18 protein-coding genes are annotated in these 19,272 nt (G+C 38.6%); 13 read left to right on the top strand and 5 right to left on the bottom strand.

The window, feature by feature from the left end:
• Nucleotides 1-65: 65 nt before the first annotated feature.
• A complete protein-coding gene (locus tag R2S57_RS00935) occupies nucleotides 66-878 on the bottom strand; it encodes an alpha/beta hydrolase (protein WP_316843243.1) in 813 nt (270 codons plus the stop codon).
• A gap of 181 nt (nucleotides 879-1,059) precedes the next feature.
• Here R2S57_RS00935 and R2S57_RS00930 point away from each other — a divergent pair, with 181 nt between their 5' ends.
• The 12 genes from R2S57_RS00930 (at nucleotide 1,060) to R2S57_RS00875 (ending at nucleotide 13,935) form a co-directional block, all read left to right on the top strand.
• Nucleotides 1,060-1,767 carry an esterase family protein gene (locus tag R2S57_RS00930; protein ID WP_316843242.1) on the top strand — a complete coding sequence of 236 codons (708 nt, stop codon included), beginning with the start codon at nucleotides 1,060-1,062 and terminating at the stop codon, nucleotides 1,765-1,767.
• 111 nt (nucleotides 1,768-1,878) lie between these two features.
• On the top strand, nucleotides 1,879-2,934 hold the full coding sequence (locus tag R2S57_RS00925) for a hypothetical protein (protein ID WP_316843241.1): 1,056 nt from the start codon (nucleotides 1,879-1,881) through the stop codon (nucleotides 2,932-2,934).
• 29 nt (nucleotides 2,935-2,963) lie between these two features.
• On the top strand, nucleotides 2,964-4,064 hold the full coding sequence (locus tag R2S57_RS00920) for a carboxylate-amine ligase (protein ID WP_316843240.1): 1,101 nt from the start codon (nucleotides 2,964-2,966) through the stop codon (nucleotides 4,062-4,064).
• 7 nt (nucleotides 4,065-4,071) lie between these two features.
• Nucleotides 4,072-4,899 carry a glutamine amidotransferase-related protein gene (locus R2S57_RS00915; RefSeq protein ID WP_316843239.1) on the top strand — a complete coding sequence of 276 codons (828 nt, stop codon included), beginning with the start codon at nucleotides 4,072-4,074 and terminating at the stop codon, nucleotides 4,897-4,899.
• An 8-nt stretch (nucleotides 4,900-4,907) separates the two neighbouring features.
• Nucleotides 4,908-5,594, top strand: coding sequence for a hypothetical protein (locus tag R2S57_RS00910; protein WP_316843238.1), 687 nt, complete (start codon nucleotides 4,908-4,910; stop codon nucleotides 5,592-5,594).
• Between the two features lie 15 nt (nucleotides 5,595-5,609).
• Complete coding sequence (locus R2S57_RS00905) at nucleotides 5,610-6,797, top strand: hypothetical protein (protein WP_316843237.1); 1,188 nt, start codon at nucleotides 5,610-5,612, stop codon at nucleotides 6,795-6,797.
• Between the two features lie 438 nt (nucleotides 6,798-7,235).
• Nucleotides 7,236-7,394, top strand: coding sequence for a FeoB-associated Cys-rich membrane protein (locus R2S57_RS00900; protein ID WP_230142220.1), 159 nt, complete (start codon nucleotides 7,236-7,238; stop codon nucleotides 7,392-7,394).
• An 11-nt stretch (nucleotides 7,395-7,405) separates the two neighbouring features.
• A complete protein-coding gene (locus R2S57_RS00895) occupies nucleotides 7,406-7,993 on the top strand; it encodes a Crp/Fnr family transcriptional regulator (RefSeq protein WP_316843236.1) in 588 nt (195 codons plus the stop codon).
• Nucleotides 7,994-8,222: 229 nt separating this feature from the next.
• Nucleotides 8,223-8,753 (top strand): YceI family protein, encoded by a 531-nt coding sequence (locus R2S57_RS00890; RefSeq protein WP_316843235.1) that lies wholly within the window; start codon nucleotides 8,223-8,225, stop codon nucleotides 8,751-8,753.
• A gap of 68 nt (nucleotides 8,754-8,821) precedes the next feature.
• Nucleotides 8,822-9,691 (top strand): pirin family protein, encoded by an 870-nt coding sequence (locus R2S57_RS00885; RefSeq protein ID WP_316843234.1) that lies wholly within the window; start codon nucleotides 8,822-8,824, stop codon nucleotides 9,689-9,691.
• Between the two features lie 236 nt (nucleotides 9,692-9,927).
• Entirely contained in the window at nucleotides 9,928-13,332 is a 3,405-nt protein-coding gene (locus R2S57_RS00880; RefSeq protein ID WP_316843233.1) for a glycosyltransferase, read from the top strand.
• A 144-nt stretch (nucleotides 13,333-13,476) separates the two neighbouring features.
• Nucleotides 13,477-13,935 carry a hypothetical protein gene (locus R2S57_RS00875; protein WP_316843232.1) on the top strand — a complete coding sequence of 153 codons (459 nt, stop codon included), beginning with the start codon at nucleotides 13,477-13,479 and terminating at the stop codon, nucleotides 13,933-13,935.
• A 5-nt stretch (nucleotides 13,936-13,940) separates the two neighbouring features.
• On the opposite strand, the gene ispF is transcribed toward R2S57_RS00875, so the two are convergent.
• Both ispF and porV read right to left on the bottom strand, forming a co-directional pair.
• Entirely contained in the window at nucleotides 13,941-14,420 is a 480-nt protein-coding gene (gene ispF, locus R2S57_RS00870) for a 2-C-methyl-D-erythritol 2,4-cyclodiphosphate synthase (RefSeq protein ID WP_316843231.1), read from the bottom strand.
• A gap of 22 nt (nucleotides 14,421-14,442) precedes the next feature.
• Nucleotides 14,443-15,630, bottom strand: coding sequence for a type IX secretion system outer membrane channel protein PorV (porV, locus tag R2S57_RS00865; RefSeq protein WP_316843230.1), 1,188 nt, complete (start codon nucleotides 15,628-15,630; stop codon nucleotides 14,443-14,445).
• Between the two features lie 664 nt (nucleotides 15,631-16,294).
• Here porV and R2S57_RS00860 point away from each other — a divergent pair.
• Complete coding sequence (locus R2S57_RS00860) at nucleotides 16,295-17,989, top strand: SUMF1/EgtB/PvdO family nonheme iron enzyme (protein WP_316843229.1); 1,695 nt, start codon at nucleotides 16,295-16,297, stop codon at nucleotides 17,987-17,989.
• A 100-nt stretch (nucleotides 17,990-18,089) separates the two neighbouring features.
• Here the strand turns inward: R2S57_RS00860 and R2S57_RS00855 are convergent, their stop codons facing one another.
• A complete protein-coding gene (locus R2S57_RS00855) occupies nucleotides 18,090-18,590 on the bottom strand; it encodes an acetyl-CoA carboxylase biotin carboxyl carrier protein subunit (RefSeq protein ID WP_316843228.1) in 501 nt (166 codons plus the stop codon).
• Between the two features lie 3 nt (nucleotides 18,591-18,593).
• Nucleotides 18,594-19,178: a DUF4159 domain-containing protein gene (locus tag R2S57_RS00850; protein ID WP_316843227.1), complete on the bottom strand. Its 585-nt coding sequence runs from the start codon at nucleotides 19,176-19,178 to the stop codon at nucleotides 18,594-18,596.
• Nucleotides 19,179-19,272 lie beyond the last annotated feature (94 nt).

The following is a 19,272-nucleotide window of genomic DNA, read 5'->3' as shown; positions in this document are numbered from 1 at the left end:
GAGTCGATTTCTTGAGTTGGGAATTTGGGGTTGAGCGTTTGGATTAAATTAAGCAGTTTAATCCATTAAACCTCAAATGCCCAATCTAAAAACGCGGGCATTACGCTTTCCCAGGTTGGAACATCATGTTTACCGCCAACTTTTTCGTAATAAAAAACATTTTCGGGCCGTTTATACCCTTTATTCAAGAGGATTTTAAGAACATCAATGGTATCATCTATCGAATCAATAATCATGTTTTTATTGCGATCGGCCTTTTCATCTTCTGTTCCGGTCATTAACCAGAATTTCATATCAGGTTTTGTAGAGGTACTTTCCAGTTGCGCATGGATAATGCGGTCGGCATCGGTATAACCTTCTGCCAGGTCTTTTTTCCGCCACCAAAACGCGCCCGAAAAAACACCGATCGCATCAAAAGCAGAAGGGTTATTCCATGCAATATCGAAAGCAGATAAACCGCCTAACGAAAACCCTGCAAAACCGACTTTACCGGTAATCGGCATCGCAATTTTCTTTTTAACAAAAGGCAAAAGTTCTTTGATCACAAAATCGGTGTATAAGCCGGCTTTTGCGCCGCGTCCTTTAAAATCGGGAACACCTGCCACACCATATTCCATTAAACGGTCTTCTGAAGCTTTAATCGCCACCACAATCAACCTATGGTTTCTTTTGCCATGGTGGGCATCTTCTAAAATCCGTCTGAAATCCATTTTGGCAACATCCTGCCCATCGTTCAATAAAAGAAGCTCTATTTTCTCGTTCCCCAAAATTCCTTCGGGTGTATAAATATCTATTTCTACCTCGTGCTTTAAATAAGCAGATGGTATTTTAAAATTGCTTTTGTTAACTTTTACCGATAAAATTGTTGTGTACATCATATTCAAAATCCCCTATCACATGGCTATCGCCTCAGAATTCGGGGCAAAGGTACAAATCTTGCTAAACTATTAATTATCATAGGTTAATTTTTACAATAGGCTTTTATTTCCTTCATTTTTAGCACTTAAACTATTCTTTTTGTAGATTTTAATTTATACCTTAAGTCATTCAATTTTTATTATGGTTAAAGAAGAACATAAGAAATGGTACAGCCCGAATTTAAGTGGCGAAATCGACATGCTCATCTTTGGTCACGGTGGTATCCCTATCCTACTGTTCCCGACAAGCATGGGGCGATATTTTGAAAATAAGGATTTCAAACTGATAGATTCTGTTGAGGGATTTATCAATGAAGGAAAAATTAAAATCTATTGCCCGGATGGTGTTGACAAATTGAGCTGGTACAACAAAAGTATCCATCCTGCAGAGCGGGTTAAAAACCACATCTGGTACGACAAGTATTTATTGGAAGAAGTAGCACCTCTGGCCAGGCATGAAACAGGGCACAGCAAAATCATTACTGCCGGCTGCAGTTTTGGTGGCTATCATGCCGCAAATTTCGCGTTCCGCCACCCATGGTTGGTGAGCCATATGTTTAGCATGAGCGGGGCTTTTGATATCTCCGGTCAGCTGGATGGTTTTTACAATGATGATGTTTACTTTAACAATCCTGTAGACAATCTGCTGAACAACAGCAATCCTGAACTGCACTACATGAAAATTGTGCTCGGCACCACCGACCGGGATATGTGCAGGCCGGATAACGAGCGTTTATCAGATATTTTAAGCAAAAAAGGCATCGACCATTGGCTGGATATCAGGCAAAATGCAGATCACGACTGGCCCATCTGGAGAGAAATGTTCCCAAATTATATTGCACAACTTTAGTTTAATCCAGAGTCGGCAGTAAGAAGTACTGAGCCGATTAAACTATAATAATCAAACAATTAACCGTTTTACCAGTTAACCTATTGGTTAAATTAAACTAAAATAGTACCAATGAAAAAAATAGGGATTTTATTTGGACAGGAACGTTCTTTTCCTGAAGCCGTAATCGAAAGGATCAATCAAAAAGCAGAAAAAGGCATTACCGCCGAAGCTGTTAAAATCGATAAAATATTCCAGAACGCACCTTTAGGCTATTCGGTAATCATCGACCGTATTTCGCAAGATGTGCCCTTCTACCGTGCTTCTTTAAAAAATGCAGCAATTACCGGAACCGCTGTAATCAACAATCCATTTTGGTGGAGTGCTGATGAGAAATTTTTCAACAATGCACTGGCCGAACAAATTGGCGTGCCGGTACCGAAAACGGCTCTAATCCCCTCAAGAGAACATCCAACAGGAACTACTGGCGAATCTTTCTCTAACTTAGCTATGCCTCTAGATTGGGATGCTATTTTTGAATACACCGGTTTTCCCGCTTACATGAAACCTTATGATGGTGGTGGCTGGAGAGATGTTTACAAACTTCATGATAAAGAAGATTTTTTTGACAAACACAGTGGCACACAACAATTGGTGATGCTTTTGCAGGAAGAAATCATTTTTGAAGAATATTTCAGGTGTTATTGCATTGGCGGTAAACACGTCCGCATTATGCAGTACGACCCACGAAATCCGCATCACTTGCGTTACGCAACTGAAGGCAAATCGCCGGATGCAAAATTGCTTAAAACTGTTGAAGAATATACCTTGAAATTATGCAGGTATTTAGGCTACGACTTTAACACTGTAGAATTTGCCGTGCGTGATGGCGTGCCAATCGCAATTGATTTCTGTAACCCTGCACCCGATGCCGATATTAAAAGCGTTGGCCAGGAAAACTTCGACTGGGTAGTAGAAACCACTGCCAATTATGCCATAGAAAGGGCTAAAGCGCAAAAAGACGGTCAGGATAATTTAACCTGGGGCGAGTACATTAAATCGTCGGTTGGTGGTAAACCATTAGTCACGAAGACTGCTCCAAAAGCCACTAAAGCGGCTGCGCCGAAGAAAGTTGCCACAGCTGAAAAAGCACCTGCAAAACCTAAAAAAGCTGCTTCTAAAAAATAATTGGGATTTAAAATTTAATCAATACGAGGATGAACGAGTTTACGCTGGGCATAGAAGAAGAGTACATGGTAATTGATCCCGTTACCAGAGAACTTACTTCTCACGACCAAAAAATTGTAGAGGCCGCACAAAAAATACACAAAGACCAGGTTAAGGCAGAAATGCACCAGGCAGTAGTAGAAGTGGGTACGGGAATCTGTAAAAATACTTCCGAAGCCCGTAAAGAGATTTCGCAATTGCGTTATACCGTATCGCAACTTGCCGGAGAACAAGGACTAAGAATAGGTGCCTCGGGTACCCATCCATTTTCACACTGGGAAAAACAGCTGATTACCGAGCATCCCCGATACAATGAGATTGTGAACGAACTGCAGGAAGCTGCCCGCTCTAACCTCATTTTTGGTCTGCATGTACATGTGGGTTTTCAATCGCGCGAACTGGCTATTCACATTGCCAATCAGGTTCGCTATTTCTTACCCCATGTTTTTGCCTTATCTACCAATTCACCTTTTTGGGAATCGCGAAATACTGGTTACAAATCATTTCGGACCAAGATTTTTGATAAATTTCCGCGTACAGGTATTCCGGATATTTTTAACAGTATCGAAGATTACGATAACTATGTAAAACTCCTTATCAAAACCAATTGCATGGATAATGCAAAAAAGATCTGGTGGGATATCCGCGTACATCCGTTTTTCGATACCGTTGAGTTCCGCATTTGCGATTGCCCGATGCTGATTGATGAAACGATGGCTTTTACAGCATTATTTCAGGCCTTATGTGCCAAATTGTATAAACTGCGCTTGCAGAATATGGAATTTATCAGTTATTCGAGAGCGCTGATCAACGAAAATAAATGGCGGGCTGCCCGTTACGGAATTGACGGGAATCTTATCGATTTCGGTAAAGAAATGGAAGTAAACTGCCGCAACCTTGTGTTAGAATTATTGGATTTTGTAGATGATGTGGTAGATGATTTAGGTTGCCGTGATGACATCAATTATGTGCACAAAATCCTGGAACACGGAACAGGCGCAGACAGACAGTTGGCGGTTTACCAACAAACTGGTAACTTTGAGGCGGTAGTAGATTACATTACTACTCAAACACTTATAGGCGCAAAGTAATATTATAATGGATAAAAGTGGCTTAAAGGTGGCCGTTATTGACTTGAATAACGGGGCACCTAATCAGGGTATGCGGGGAATTCAGGAAATTTTATCCCGTTTTAGAAACGATAACAATATCGATTTAAGCTTTGATATTTTTGATTTAAGGCAAAAAGGAGAAATACCAGGCATCGGATATGATGCTTATATTTCGAGTGGCGGCCCAGGCAGTCCGATTGAAAGTAAAGGGGAGAAATGGGAAAATGATTTCTTTAATCTTTTGGATCAGATAGAAGCATTTAACCATCAAAATGAGGAGAGAAAAAAATATGCCTTTTTGATCTGTCATTCCTTCCAATTGGCTTGTAGAAAATATGGATTAGGCAATGTAACCGAAAGGCGATCGAATGCTTTTGGCATTTTCCCAATTACCTTAACCGAAGATGGAAAAAAAGATGAGATCTTCAACGGCATCACCAATCCTTTCTTTTCGGTCGACAGCAGAGATTGGCAGGTTATCGAGCCAGATTTTGCTGCCTTCGAGAAAAAGGGCGCTAAATTACTGGCCATAGAAAAAGAACGTAAACATATAGACTTAGAACGCTGCATGATGTCGATCCGTTTTTCTGACGAAATTATCGGTACGCAATTTCATCCGGAGGCCGATCCGGTAGGCATGAAAATGTATTTACTTCAGGAAGAAAAGAAAAAAGCAATTGTGGATATGCATGGCGAACAAAAATACCTGGATATGTTAAACAGTTTGGACGATCCGGCAAGGATTGTACTTACACAAAGTGTTATTCTACCTAATTTCTTACAAAAAGCAATTGGGAATTTGCAAGAGGTATAGTTTTATTTATGGAAATAGAGGAAGATTATAAACTTGAAAATATCGATTTAGAGGATATTGAACACACTATTGCTAAGATAATTACATCTTTAAAAATTACACTGCCATCAGATGCATTTTTAGAAGTAAAAACATTTGGAGACATCTGTGAAGTTTTTCAAAAGAACATTAAATACCAACACGAAGAAAGCTGCACTACTCAACAGGCCTTTTATAAAATCCGTAACGCCATTGCTATTTCACAAAAAATAGACAGGAAAAATATTAGCCCCGGCACTCGCTTAGATGAAATTTTCCCCAGAATTGGGCGTAGAAAGAAAATAAAAAAATTTCAAAAAGAACTAGCTATACCTGTTAATTTTTTAACTATGAAAACATGGCTTGTGCTTTCCATTATTGCTGGTTTCCTAATCTCATTGGTAGCTTTTTTCTTTAATTGGAAATTTGCTTTAACAGGAGTTTTGAGCTGCTTGATTTTTAATTGGATCGCAACTAAACTTCAACAGGAAATTGAATTAATTTCAATTGGAAATCTTGCTAAAAAAATAGCCAGAGAAAATTATTTGCAGGCGAGACGAAATCAGGATACTATAAATAAAAGAGAAATCACAAAGGTTATTCAATGTAATTTTATAGCCGACCACGATTTAAAACCGACAGATTTATATCAAGATGCGTTACTTTCTAAGTGTTGACCAAATTACAAACGTATGATACCTGCCCAACGCCAAAAATTTAATCAACAATTTACGGAAGAGAAGTACAAAAACTTCCTTATCCAATTGCAAGATGGCTATCCGGAAATCCCGTTTAGGGTTGCAGAAACTCCGGTTTTTGTTCCGAAAGCATTAAAGGAAAAATTGATTGCGGCGGGAGAAGAAATCATCAACCTGATTAAGCAGCCCAACTTTAAAACACTTACACAAAAGTCGATTCCCGATGAGTGGAACGTACCCAACGAAAATGAGCAGCCCCATTTTTTAACCTTCGATTTTGGGATCTGTAAAAATGATGCGGGGGAGCTTATTCCCATGCTGATCGAAATGCAGGGTTTCCCATCGTTATATGGCTTTCAACATCATCTGGCCAAAACTTTTCAGGCTAATTTTGAGATAGACAGTTCTGTGAATCATTTATTAAATGGCTTTAGCGAAGAAAAGTATATCCAATTGCTTAAAGAAGTGATTATCGGTAAACATCAACCAGAAGAAGTGGCGCTGATGGACGTAGATGCCCCGAATCAAAAAACGGCTATCGATTTTTTTGTCACCAAAAAATTGTTGGGTATTAAAATTTTAGCATTGGAAGACATTAAAAAAGTAGGAAAACAGCTCTTTTACGAAGAAAACGGCAAACAAATCCAGCTAAAAAGAATTTATAACCGCCTTATTTTTGACGAAGTTGCGAACAACACCGAGATTTTTAAAAATAGTTTCGATCCACGTGAAGAGCTGGATATTGAATGGGTTACACACCCCAACTGGTTCTACCGCATCAGCAAGTACACCATGCCATTTCTAAAAAGTGAATTTGTACCCGAAACCCGTTTTTTAAATGAGCTAGCTGCAATCCCTAAAGACCTGGAAAATTACGTCCTTAAACCATTGTTCTCTTTCGCCGGAATGGGTGTGATTATAGACGTAACTGAATCAGATATTTCCAGTATAATAGATCCCGAAAACTGGATCTTGCAAAGAAAAGTAAATTACGAGCCAGCTGTTCAGGCTCCTGATGGTGGCGTAAAAGCCGAAATCAGGATGATGTATTTATGGCCTGATGGAGGTGAACCACAGTTATGCATTAATTTGTCAAGACTAAGCAAGGGCAAAATGATCGGTGTGCGTTACAATGCCGATTTCGATTGGGTTGGTGGCACAATTGGTTTTATGGAGGAATAATGCTCGTTTTAACCACCGAGATCACGGAGAAAAAGGCACAGAGATACAAAGAGGATAATCTTTCCGTGTTTTCTGTGAATCCGTGACTGAATTGAATAACATTCACTACATGCGCTCTTAATCATAAAGTTAGCAAAGTAACAGGCAAGCAAAGAAAATTAGTTCGCCAAGGTTCGTGTCTCCACGAACATTAATAGTTATATATTTAATCCCCGAATATGCAAAAACTGAGGAACAGAAGATATAATTCGTCCTTTTGCTCTGCGACACCCGCCCGAACTATTTGGCAGACATGGCAAAAAACATAAAACAGTAACGAATTGAATAACGTTCGCCCTGTGCTCTCTGTGTAAAACTCTGTTCGCTCTGTGGTAAAAACCGATCAATAATTTACATTCAACTGAACACCAAAGCACTAAAAGCCCTTATATTTGTATTATGAATATTCAAACGATTTTAGTCTTTTTACTTTTTGCGGTAGCATTGGTATATGTTGGCCGTTTGGTTTTTAAGTCTTTACAGGTAAAAAAAGATGGTTGCGGTGGAAATTGTAAATGTGGTGTAGATTTTTCCGATATTAAACCCGTAAAAAAATAATAGCCACCTTTATGATTCATCAGTTTAAAAGTTACTTTCAGTCTAAAATAGATTTAACTGATGAACAGTTCGATAGCATTTCTGCTCCACTGAAGGTGAAGAAATTCGATAAAAACGAAATCGTACAATTTAAAGGCGACATGCTAAAATATGGCTTTTTTGTTGGCAAAGGTTTATTGCGGGCTTATTCTATCGATGCGAAAGGGAAAGAGCACATTATTCAATTTGCGCCCGAGAATTGGTTTGTCTCCGATCGCAACCAAATGCACGATGAGCCATCCGATTTTTTTATCGAAGCCATAGAAGCTACAGAAGCTGTTATTGTTCCGGATAATTTTATGAGCGAGGCTTCGCGTAAAGTTCCGTGTTTGTTGGCTTTAAATGTAACCATGCTTCACAATTCGATCCGTTTTATGCAAAAAAGGATCAACATGTTATTGAGTGCTACGGCCGAGGAGCGGTACCTCGATTTCATTAAACTCTACCCTAACCTCACGCTACGTGTGCCGCAATGGATGATTGCATCATACTTAGGCATCACACCAGAATCGCTAAGCCGTGTGAGAAAAGAACTGGCCAATAAACACTTTAGGCCTTAGGTAATTTTGAATGTTGAGTTTTGAATGAGTGAATGGCTATAGTAATCTAACCTTGCAACATTCAATCATTCACTAAATCTCTCATTCAATTATTCTATCATTCAATCACTCTCTCATTCAATCATTCTACAATTCAATCATTTCCTTTCTTACCATACATCAATCTGTAATCAAAACCTGCGCTGTACTTTTGTGTTGTAAATATTAAACATCTCAAAAAACAAAAGATATGGCAACTACAAAATGGACATTAGATCCAACCCACAGCGAATTACAATTTAAAGTAAAACACTTAATGATTACTACTGTAACCGGTAGTTTAAAATCTTTCTCGGCAGAATTATCATCAGAAGGTGATGAATTTGAAAACGCAGAAATTTCATTCAAAGGAGAAATCGGTTCGATTGATACCGGAAACACTGATCGTGATAACCACTTAAAAAGCGGAGATTTCTTTGATGCTGAAAAATTTGCACACATCGAATTCAAATCCAATTCAGTAAATAAAGATGGCGATGATTATATCGTTAAAGGTGATTTAACCATTAAAGGCGAAACTAAACCGGTAAAATTAACTGCAGAATTTGGTGGTATTGCTACCGATCCATGGGGAAATACCAAAGCTGGTTTTACCTTAAGCGGAAAAATTAACCGTTCTGATTTTGGATTAACCTGGAATGCTGCATTAGAAACTGGCGGTGTAATGGTGAGTGAAGAAGTTCGCATTTTAGGCGAATTACAGTTTGTAAAAAGCGTATAAGCGATAGGCGTTTGGCGACAAGCGTATTTCCCGCCAAACGCCAAACGCGTAACAAAAAGGTTCCCATCATGGAAACAAAACAAATAGAAAAAGTACTAAAAGCTCCTGCCCCACATATGGTTGGTGACGGCTTTAGGGTACATAACTTTTTCCCCAGTGGATACGAAATCAATATGAGTCCGTTTTTTTTAATGGATTATGGCTCAAAGATCGAGTTTTCTGCAAGGAAAGAACCAAGGGGCGTTGGTGTACATCCACACCGGGGTTTTGAAACCGTAACGATTGCCTACCATGGTGCAGTTGCGCATCACGATAGTTCTGGGAACAGCGGTGTGATTTATCCGGGCGATGTACAATGGATGACCGCTGCAAGTGGTGTATTACACAAAGAATACCACGAGGAACAATACAGCTTAACAGGTGGCCCATTTCAGATGGTTCAGCTTTGGATTAATCTCCCGGCTAAGGATAAAATGGGCAAACCCAGGTATCAGGCCATTAAGCAAGCAGATATGGCCCATTTTGATCTACCAGAAAATGGAGGCAAAATCGAGATTATTGCAGGCAATTATCAGGGTACTAAAGGCAATGCAAGCACCTTTACCCCCATCGAATTGTATAACGCCAGGTTGAATAAAGGTGGTGAGGCTATTTTCAATTTCGCTGAAAATTTCAATACCGGATTTATGGTAATCGAAGGTTCAGTTAAAATCAACGGAAACGAAACGGCATCCGCAGATAGTTTTGTTTACTTTAAAAACAAAGGTGAAGAAATTCGGATTGAAGCCCTCGAAAACAGTGTAGTGCTGATTTTAAGTGGTGAGCCTATCAATGAAACGATTGTTCAGTATGGTCCGTTTTTGATGAATAACGAAGCCGAAATCCATCAGGCTATCGAAGATTATAACCAGGGAAGATTTGGTTACTTGGAAGAATAAGAGGTTTAAATAAATTATATTTTTGAGCCGGCATTTTTTGTGAAATTTGCCGGCTTTTTTATAGGTAAGACTTGCGCATTCTTTTTATTCAGCTGTTTATAAAGCTGATCAATAGACATATAAAAATAGTATCTTAGGGAAGAACTGACGATTTATGCGCCCGATGCTTAATTTTAATTCATTCATCCAATCTTCATATTCGTTAGTGACATTTGATCATAAATCAGAATAGAAAAATGTCCGGAAAACAAATCTTTCAAACTGAGACTAAAAGACGCTGGCATACCTTTACATGGGTAAGCCGTACATTTTTTTTAGTTTTCATAGGCGCAATCATCTGCGTGGTGTACACGCTTTCATCAGTACAGGAACCCAATTTACCTTTTATCAATACCAATTCGCCATTAACACAGAAACAGCTAGAGAAGTTAAAAAAGTCGCAACAATACAAGGACTTCACAATCGAAAAATCACAGCTGCAAAAAATCAAAAAAGACCGGGAGCACCGCATTTTAACCCATCGCGGCAATAGCAAACGGATCAATATGGCTTTTTATGTAAGCTGGGCATCAACAGTTGGCAAGTCACTGCCCGATCTCAAAAGAAACATTGGCCACCTGGATATGGTGGCTACAGAATCTTTCTTTTTAAACGGCGATTCTATTGTAGACAAAGCCGATACTGCTGCTTTAAAAGTAATCCATACCGCCAAAAAATCGGCTATTGCAGTAGTTTCCAATTACAATAAAGATCACTGGGACGGGGCAGCAGTAAGGCGGTTACTGAACGATCAGCCTGCACAACAAAAATTAATCTACGACCTCATCGCCATCACAAAGAAATATGGTTACAGTGGTATTAATATTGATTTTGAAGAGCTGAATCTTGAAAATAGTGATAGCTTTCACGCTTTCATGAAAAATCTTTATACTCAGTTTCATGCTGAAAAATTGATTGTTTCGCAAGATATTTCACCGGAAAACGACGATTATAAACCGGAAATCCTTCAAAAATACAACGATTACATCGTATTGATGGCCTACGATCAGCATACCGATCAGAGTAATGCCGGCGACATTTCGCATCAGGAATGGGTAGAAGAGAAACTAGACGACATCTGCAGCAAGGTAGATGCCAGCAAAGTAATACTTGCTTTAGCCTGCTATGGTTACGACTGGCCAAACAACAGCATTGGCAAACCGGTAACCTATGAAGAGGCCATGACTACTGCTGTTAACTACAAAAGTAAAATAAACTACAATCCCGCGTCGGCCAATTTAAACTATACTTATAATGATGGCAGTGGAATTAAACACGAAGTTTATTTTACCGATGCAGCAACTTATTTTAATTTAATCCGCAAGGCTGATGATTGGGATATTGCGGGTATTGCGTTATGGCGTTTAGGCTCAGAAGACAAACGTTTATGGTCTTTTATTTCTAACGACCTTAGTCTGGATACCTTAAAGAAAAAACCATTCGATCTGCGTAAAATTGCTTCTTTAAACATGGGCGGAATATCCTATATAGGTGATGGCGAAATATTAGATCTGATTTCTACACCAACGCCAGGAAGTGTAAAATTCACTTTAAACAAAGACAATTTTTCAATCGCTGATCAAAAATATACCCGGCTCCCTGAGCAATATGTAATTAAAAGATTCGGTGAGGCAGATAAGAAAATTGCCCTCACTTTTGATGACGGGCCTGATCCTGTTTATACTCCACAGGTACTCAATATTTTAAAACAGGAAAAAGTACCTGGCTGTTTCTTCGTGGTTGGCATTATGGCTGAAAAAAACATGGAACTGCTTCGGCAGGAATATAATGATGGTTACGAGATTGGAAACCATACATTCTTCCATCCAGATATGTCGTCTATTGGCCCAAGACGTGTAAAGTTTGAGCTGAACGCCACCCGTAGACTGATTGAAGCCGTTACCGGACACAGTACCATTTTATTTCGCGCCCCTTTTAACGCCGATGCGGAGCCACAAAATATTTCTGAAATTTTACCTGTTGCCCAAAGCCGTAAAGAGAATTACATCAATATCGGAGAATATATCGACCCTGAAGATTGGGAACCTGGTAAAACCGCTGATCAGATTTTTAACGAAGTGGTGAAACAGCAAGACAATGGTAATATTCTTTTATTACACGATGCTGGCGGAAACCGCGAAGCTACCGTTGCAGCTTTGCCTAGAATTATTAAATTCTTCAAAGCCAAAGGATATACCTTTACAACCGTTGGCGATTTAATGGGCAAAAAAAGATCTGAACTGATGCCTGCTGTTAAATCAACCGCAAATAGTGGTTTTTCAGGTTCGGGTGATTATTTTTTCATCAATTTCTTTTATTACGGAAACATGATTTTAAACATCATATTTTCTGTTGCTATTGTGCTTGCCATTTTAAGGACAATATTTATTGCTTATCTGGCCATCAGACAGCGAAAAAGAGCGAAACGTAATGTGGGTAAATTGATCACAAACCCATCAGAGAAAGTGAGTATTATCATTCCGGCTTATAATGAAGAGGTTACCGCGGTGCAAACGATTAACAGTCTTTTAAAAACGACTTACCCTGATTTTGAACTGATTTTTGTTGATGACGGCTCAAAAGACAAAACCTTTGAGATCATTGACCAACATTTTGGCAACCATCCTCAGGTAAAGGTTTTCAGAAAAGAAAATGGAGGTAAGGCCTCCGCATTGAATTATGGTATCACCAAAGCGAGTGCTGAATTTGTGGTGTGTATTGATGCCGATACCCAGTTAAAGGATGATGCGGTTACTGAATTGATGCGTTATTTCTATAGCGATAAAATAGCTGCCGTAGCAGGAACAGTAAAAGTTGGGAATGCCAACAACATCATCACCAAATGGCAATCCATTGAATATATTACTGCTCAGAATATGGATAGAAGAGCTTTCGATCTCTTAAATACCATTACTGTTGTACCTGGGGCCATTGGTGCTTTTAGAAAAAATGTGATCCTTGAAGTAGGCGGATTTACCATCGACACCCTTGCCGAAGATTGCGATTTAACCATGCGCATTTTAAGGGCAGGTTACAAAGTTAAAAACTGCGATAATGCAATTGCCTACACTGAAGCGCCAGAAACGGTAAACATGCTTTTAAAACAACGTTTCCGTTGGAGTTTTGGTGTAATGCAGAGTTTCTGGAAAAACAGAAAAACATTGCTCAACAAGAAGTATGGCTATTTTGGAATGGTAGGAATGCCAAATATTTTGATCTATCAGATCATTTTACCATTATTTTCACCTCTTGCTGATCTATTTATGCTTATTTCATTGATTAGTGGCCTGTTTTCTTTGAGTGCCATCAATAATTTAACTTTAACTGGTTTTTCAGGGATTTTAAGCTTACACAACGGTTTTGGCCAGGTACTTTTCTATTATATCATCTTCATTATTGTAGATATGATCTTTGCTGCAATCGCTTTCCGAATGGAAAAAGAAAAGTACGGCAATTTACTTTACATCTTTCCACAACGTTTTTTCTGGAGACAATTAATGTATGTGGTATTGTTCCGTTCGTTCAGAAAAGCCATCAAAGGTGAACTGGAAACCTGGGGAACAATAAAAAGAACAGGTAATGTGAAAGAACAGGTAGTTTAATACACTTCAATTCCTCACAAAAGAAGTCAAGTTTTTATGGCACCTCGTCCATTAAAACTTGACTTCTTAATTATACTTCCCAACTATAATAAAAAAACATAAACAATTAATAACAAGCTATTTAAAAAACAGCTATTATTGTTTATGGAAAAATCTAACCAAACTCCATTTTCTATTAAAAGGATTTTATTAACGACACTTATAGCTGGTACATTAGATGGACTTGCAGCAGTGATATTTTTAGGAAAGATGAATTTTATGGGGGTATTTCAATATATCGCCAGTGCTATCTTCGGAAAAGAGGCTTTTACTGGCGGGATTGAAACTGCACTCATTGGATTGGCTTTACACTATTTTATCGCTTTTAGCTTTACCCTGGTTTTTGCGATAGCATCGACAAAAACCTCTGTATTAAGACAGCACATTATCCTATCGGGCATAATCTACGGCATCGTGGTTTGGGCCATCATGAATTTGCTGGTTGTTCCACTTACGAAAATACCTGGCGTACCTTTTAATTATGAAAGGGCAATTTTAAATGCTGTTATTCTGATTTTCTGTATTGGCTTACCGATTTCATATCTGACTGCCCGAAAGTTTTAATCTGATTAGGGTTTTTCTATCAAACACACGGCATAAGCAACCACGCCTTCTTCCCTACCAACAAAGCCCATTTGCTCGTTGGTGGTTGCTTTTATCGAAATATCTTCAGTAGAAATTCCCGTTGCATCTGCAATATGCTGTTGCATGGATGGGATATGGGGATTAATTTTTGGGGCTTCCAAACAAAGCATTGCATCGATATTACCAATCTGCCATCCCTTTTCGGTCAATAATTTAACTGTTTCTTTCAATAAGATCAGGCTACTAATGCCTTTCCATCTGTCGTCGGTATTTTTAAAATGGAAACCGATATCGCGTAGGTTGGCAGCACCTAAAAGTGCATCGCAAATGGCGTGAAGTAAAACATCGGCATCTGAATGCCCGAAAGCACCTTTATGATGATCTAAGGTAACCCCACCAACAACAAAAGGATGCTGATCTTTTAATTGATGTACATCGAATCCGAAACCTACTCTAATTTTCATGTATATTTTGTTTAAGTCTTATTTATCTTTTGCTTTTATTCTCGCCAAAGTTAAACAATAGACCAAAACGTAAGGTATTTGCAAGCGGACTGGTTTGCGCATTTGCAATTAAATAAGAGAAATCTATATTAAAAACATTGTATTTTAAGCCAAGGCCCAAAGTAAAGTAACGGCTATCGCCTTTCATTGGGCTCTGGTAGTTATAACCTGCCCGAACAGCAAACTGTTGATTGTACCAGTACTCTAAACCTGTAGAAATTCCTACTTCTTTCAATTCTTCGCTAAAACCACCTGGTGCATCGCTAAACGAACCAAAAATTCCGGCAGGCACCGAGCGGTTCGGATCTTTTCCGCTTACAATGTTGTTGTTCGAATCGTATATGGGCTGAGTTGGCACCAGCAACTTATTAAAATCAAGCGCAAAGGTTAAAGTACTGAAATCGTCTACAGTGATTGTAGACGCACCACCTATTTTAAAATTCGTTGGTAAAAAGAAATTCTCCCCACCATCAGAATAGCTCATTTTTGTTCCAATATTCGAAATATTAGCACCTGCCGAAAGTACAGCCTGCCGGCCAAACATAGTTGTAGTTGTTTTGTATAACCCCGAAACATCAACTGCAAGCGCATTTCCACCATGTACCTGGCCCGAAGATGAAAATTGTCCGGATGCTAAATTGGAATAGATATATCTTAATGAAGTTCCCAATGAAAACTCTTCGCCAAAATTACGCGCAAAAGAAACATCAAAAGCCAGTTCGTTTGGATTGGAAATCCCCAAATCCTGTTGATTGATATCTGTAAGTTGAATCGAACCCAAAGAGAAATACCTTAATGATGCCCCGATAGTATTACGATCATCTAATTTATAAAACCCGCTTAAATAAGCAAGATTAATATCAGGTACCAGGCTCTTTAACCATGGACTGTAAGAAACAGAAAAACCGTATGGTTTATCTAAAAAAGCAAGTTTAGAAGCATTAATACTGGCTGAATTTACATCACCTGTAACGGCCACACCAGCATCACCCATTGCACCGGCACGGGCATCGGGCGTAATCAACAGAAATGGAACTGCCGTTACAATATTGTTCGACTCGCTACCATTTGTTTGGGTATTGCCTATGGTTACCTGTGCGTTTGTTTTAGCAAACACCAGGGCCATTGAGAGTGCAGAAAAAGCAAGTTTACTGATGTACTTGAAATTCATCCTTTAAAGGTACGTAATTTTAGATCTTGGTATTTAGCACTAAAGCAGAATATATCAGTAACGTAAAACCAAAACTTATATTTCACCAAAATACGAATTCTATAATTATTTACTAATTAAAGCTACGATTTTTACATACGGGTGTGACTGCCCAAACTGTAAGTACAAAATTCATAGCCATTTAGCTAAATAACTGAATCCATATCTATTCAATTATATATATTTATTGCACCCCTCTACCTGATTAATCGATACGAAGCAATAAACCAAATATGGTTAATTTCTTGATAAACTCTATCAAAATGTTTGCGCACGACATTTATTTTTCGACTATTATAGGCTTTATTAACAGATAATTTAAAATTATCAAAACAACCGCTCTATTTCACTACAAATTATAATATTGTAAATTTTGTATAATCAAATTGTAATCAACAGCTAAAACAATATCCAGATTGAGCAATCGAAAATTTTATCTTCCTTATTTATAATTATTTAGCAAAAATTTCGTTTAAAAAATAAACAGACGCAATACGATATAAAATAAGACGTTAAGGCTTAAAATTATAATCAATATTTTATTCTCATATTATTTATATATTCATTTATAATTGTTTAATTTTATCGGTTGAATCCCTATAGGGGCGATATTCCAACGTACTATATGAAAAAACTATTACTATATTCTTTTACCTGTTTATCATTGGCCGCCTTACTTTCGGGTTGTAGCTCAAAAAGCGCGAGTTCCAGCAAAACAGGTATTCCTTATGCCGATAGGAAAAGTAAAAACAATCAATCGGGTGCTTTTGCTGTAGCTACTAAATATAAAAGGGCGCCAGGGCCAGGTTTAATTCCAATTGAAGGTGGTGTTTTGGTAGTGGGTGGTAGTGCCATCGAAGTACCAGGTGTTGAACCGAATATTTACAATTATAAAAGACAGGTTACCGTTCCATCTTTTTACATGGATGAAACTGAAGTTTCCAATACTGATTGGTTAGAATACTTGCATTGGATCAGATACAATTTCCCTGAAGACCGCGAATTTTATTACAATGAACTGCCAGATACATTGGTATGGCGCCAGGCATTATCATATAACGAACCTTATGTTGATAATTATTTAAGACACCCGGCATATCGCGATTACCCGGTTGTAGGTGTTTCTTGGGAGCAGGCTTCGCGTTATTGCGAATGGAGGACTTCCAGAGCAAACGAATTTATTTTACGTGAAAAAGGAATCTTAACGGATTATAAAACACTGGCAGGTAATGGAAAAGGAAACACAGCCACTACGGCAGCTGCAGCTCCAAAACCAACCAAACCTTTTAATACTGATGCATATTTAAACAATCAGTATGACGATAAAGGTAAAAATGCACCGATCGACTACAATACGCAAGCTGGAGCGGCAACTTCTACTGCTGGAGGAACAGCTACTCCTGCCGCAACAGGCGGAGGTAGAAACAACCAACCTAGAAGAACTGCTACATTAGAAGATGGTGTAATTATGCAACCTTACCGTTTACCAACAGAGGCTGAATGGGAATATGCAGCTTTAGGTTTAATTGGTAATACAGAGTACGAAAACATTAACCAAAATAAAATCTACCCTTGGAACGGTTTAGGTGTGAGTTCAGCTAAAAAGAAAACCAGAGGTATGATCCAGGCCAACTTTAAAAGAGCACCTGGAGATTATATGGGTGTTGGTGGTTCATTAAATGATAAAGGAGATTTAACTGTTCCGGTTATTCAATATACACCAAACGATTTTGGTTTATACAATATGGCTGGCAATGTTAATGAGTGGGTTAATGATGTGTACAGAACAGCTACCTTTACTGATGCAGATGCATTTAATCCTTATCGTGGTAACTATTTTACAAACAAGAAATTAGAAGACTCGCAAAGCGGTAAAATTGCGTTGGATAAGTATGGCAATCCGATTAAGGAAAATGCTTATGCCGGCAGAAAACAAACCTGGGCAGAAAAACAAGCTCAGGCGAAACGTTCTGATTCGATCTCAAAATCTACTGATCCACAGGCTACAGCGGCTATTGCTTCAACAGGTTATCAAGCCGATCAGCGCGGATATCGCGACAGACAAAATACATTACTTAACGAAGAAGGTGTAACACTTGTGAACGATAAATCAAGAGTGTATAAAGGTGGTTCGTGGAACGACATGGCTTACTGGTTAAATCCAGCAACACGCCGTTTTATGCAGCAGGATGAATCATCTGCAGAAGTTGGCTTCCGTTGTGCCATGACGATGCTTGGTGCTCCAGAAATTAGTACTTCAGGAAAAAGAAGTTTTAAAAACCCGCCTCAAAGACCTTACAGGGTAAGCAGAGGTAAATAAAAAAGAAAAGTCCCGACGCTAAATCGGGACTTTTTTATGCATTATATTTTGCAGTCTACTTTAACTAAATTAAATGGGGCCCGTCATCTCGAGGCAAAGACTATTTAAACTGAACCAAAATCTGATTCTTCTCTACCTTATCACCCTGTTTAATCAATATCTTCTTCACTACACCATCTGTTGATGATTTCAAGATATTTTCCATTTTCATGGCTTCGAGGATTACTAAATTATCCCCCTTTTTCACTTCAGCATTTTCTTCTACCAATACTTTCAGCACTAATCCAGGCATAGGCGCTTTAATTTCCAAAACCTTGTTAGCCGCTAAATTATCCAGTCCAAGTTGTTTTAATAAAACATCAAACTCATCTTCGATATTGATCTGGTAAATATTTCCGTTAACCTTAATCTTACAGGTTTTATCGGCTTTATTCAGCTCAACTACTTCTGTATTGAATGATTTATTCTGATATAGAACATGTGTACTGCTGTTTCCCAGCGCGCTTAAATCGAGTTCGACAGGCAATCCATTTACTAAAATGGCTGACTCTTTATTTTCAACCTCAAATACAAACTGATCGTTTACTTTTACTTTATACATGGGCTATTGAGTTAAAGCGTACTGTACCAAATTTGCGCCCATTTTAAGCGCCTTTGTCCGTGTTTCTTGTGTATCTTCAGGATAAGTACCAAAATCCTCCCAGCCGTTCCCTAAATCGCATTCATAGGTGTAATAACAAACTACCCTACCCTTATACATCAATGCAAATCCCTGTGGCCGTTTATTATCATGTTCATGGATTTTTGGCAAACCTCCGGGAAATTTAAATTTTTGATTGTAAAGCGCGTGGTTTGCGGGCAATTCTACAAAACTCAGCTCAGGAAATACCTTTTTCATCTGAGGCCTGATAAATTTATCCAGACCATAGTTATCATCGATATGAAGAAAACCTCCACCCGTAAGATATTGCCTTAAATTTTTCACTTCCTGATCACTAAACACCACATTCCCATGCCCCGTCATATAGATAAAAGGATAATTGAAGATTTCTTTCGAACCCACCTCCACAATACTTTCTTCGGCATAGAAGTTAGTTTTGAGGTTGGCATTGCAATAGGCGATCAAATTAGGCAAAGCCGTCCGATCTGCATACCAATCGCCACCACCATTGTACTTTAGCTTTCCCATGCGGTAAGTGGGCGGAATGAAGGCAAAAAACACAAGGCTGAGTGCTAAAAGACTAAAGCTGAAAAACCAAAGCTGAAACCTGGAAAACTGAAAA

Origin of the sequence: Pedobacter psychrodurus, assembly GCF_032678585.1 — a bacterium.
Taxonomy (GTDB): Bacteria; Bacteroidota; Bacteroidia; order Sphingobacteriales; family Sphingobacteriaceae; genus Pedobacter; species Pedobacter psychrodurus_A.
The sequence above is the reverse complement of the archived record's forward strand: the minus strand, read 5'-3'. Positions and strand labels throughout refer to the sequence as shown.

Excerpts from the sequence above, each read along its gene's own strand:
- R2S57_RS00935 (WP_316843243.1), bottom strand. The coding sequence starts at position 878 with ATGATGTACACAACAATTTTATCGGTAAAAGTTAACAAAAGCAATTTT.
- R2S57_RS00930 (WP_316843242.1), top strand. The coding sequence starts at position 1,060 with ATGGTTAAAGAAGAACATAAGAAATGGTACAGCCCGAATTTAAGTGGC.
- R2S57_RS00925 (WP_316843241.1), top strand. The coding sequence starts at position 1,879 with ATGAAAAAAATAGGGATTTTATTTGGACAGGAACGTTCTTTTCCTGAA.
- R2S57_RS00920 (WP_316843240.1), top strand. The coding sequence starts at position 2,964 with ATGAACGAGTTTACGCTGGGCATAGAAGAAGAGTACATGGTAATTGAT.
- R2S57_RS00915 (WP_316843239.1), top strand. The coding sequence starts at position 4,072 with ATGGATAAAAGTGGCTTAAAGGTGGCCGTTATTGACTTGAATAACGGG.
- R2S57_RS00910 (WP_316843238.1), top strand. The coding sequence starts at position 4,908 with ATGGAAATAGAGGAAGATTATAAACTTGAAAATATCGATTTAGAGGAT.
- R2S57_RS00905 (WP_316843237.1), top strand. The coding sequence starts at position 5,610 with ATGATACCTGCCCAACGCCAAAAATTTAATCAACAATTTACGGAAGAG.
- R2S57_RS00900 (WP_230142220.1), top strand. The coding sequence starts at position 7,236 with ATGAATATTCAAACGATTTTAGTCTTTTTACTTTTTGCGGTAGCATTG.
- R2S57_RS00895 (WP_316843236.1), top strand. The coding sequence starts at position 7,406 with ATGATTCATCAGTTTAAAAGTTACTTTCAGTCTAAAATAGATTTAACT.
- R2S57_RS00890 (WP_316843235.1), top strand. The coding sequence starts at position 8,223 with ATGGCAACTACAAAATGGACATTAGATCCAACCCACAGCGAATTACAA.
- R2S57_RS00885 (WP_316843234.1), top strand. The coding sequence starts at position 8,822 with ATGGAAACAAAACAAATAGAAAAAGTACTAAAAGCTCCTGCCCCACAT.
- R2S57_RS00880 (WP_316843233.1), top strand. The coding sequence starts at position 9,928 with ATGTCCGGAAAACAAATCTTTCAAACTGAGACTAAAAGACGCTGGCAT.
- R2S57_RS00875 (WP_316843232.1), top strand. The coding sequence starts at position 13,477 with ATGGAAAAATCTAACCAAACTCCATTTTCTATTAAAAGGATTTTATTA.
- ispF (WP_316843231.1), bottom strand. The coding sequence starts at position 14,420 with ATGAAAATTAGAGTAGGTTTCGGATTCGATGTACATCAATTAAAAGAT.
- porV (WP_316843230.1), bottom strand. The coding sequence starts at position 15,630 with ATGAATTTCAAGTACATCAGTAAACTTGCTTTTTCTGCACTCTCAATG.
- R2S57_RS00860 (WP_316843229.1), top strand. The coding sequence starts at position 16,295 with ATGAAAAAACTATTACTATATTCTTTTACCTGTTTATCATTGGCCGCC.
- R2S57_RS00855 (WP_316843228.1), bottom strand. The coding sequence starts at position 18,590 with ATGTATAAAGTAAAAGTAAACGATCAGTTTGTATTTGAGGTTGAAAAT.
- R2S57_RS00850 (WP_316843227.1), bottom strand. The coding sequence starts at position 19,178 with ATGGGAAAGCTAAAGTACAATGGTGGTGGCGATTGGTATGCAGATCGG.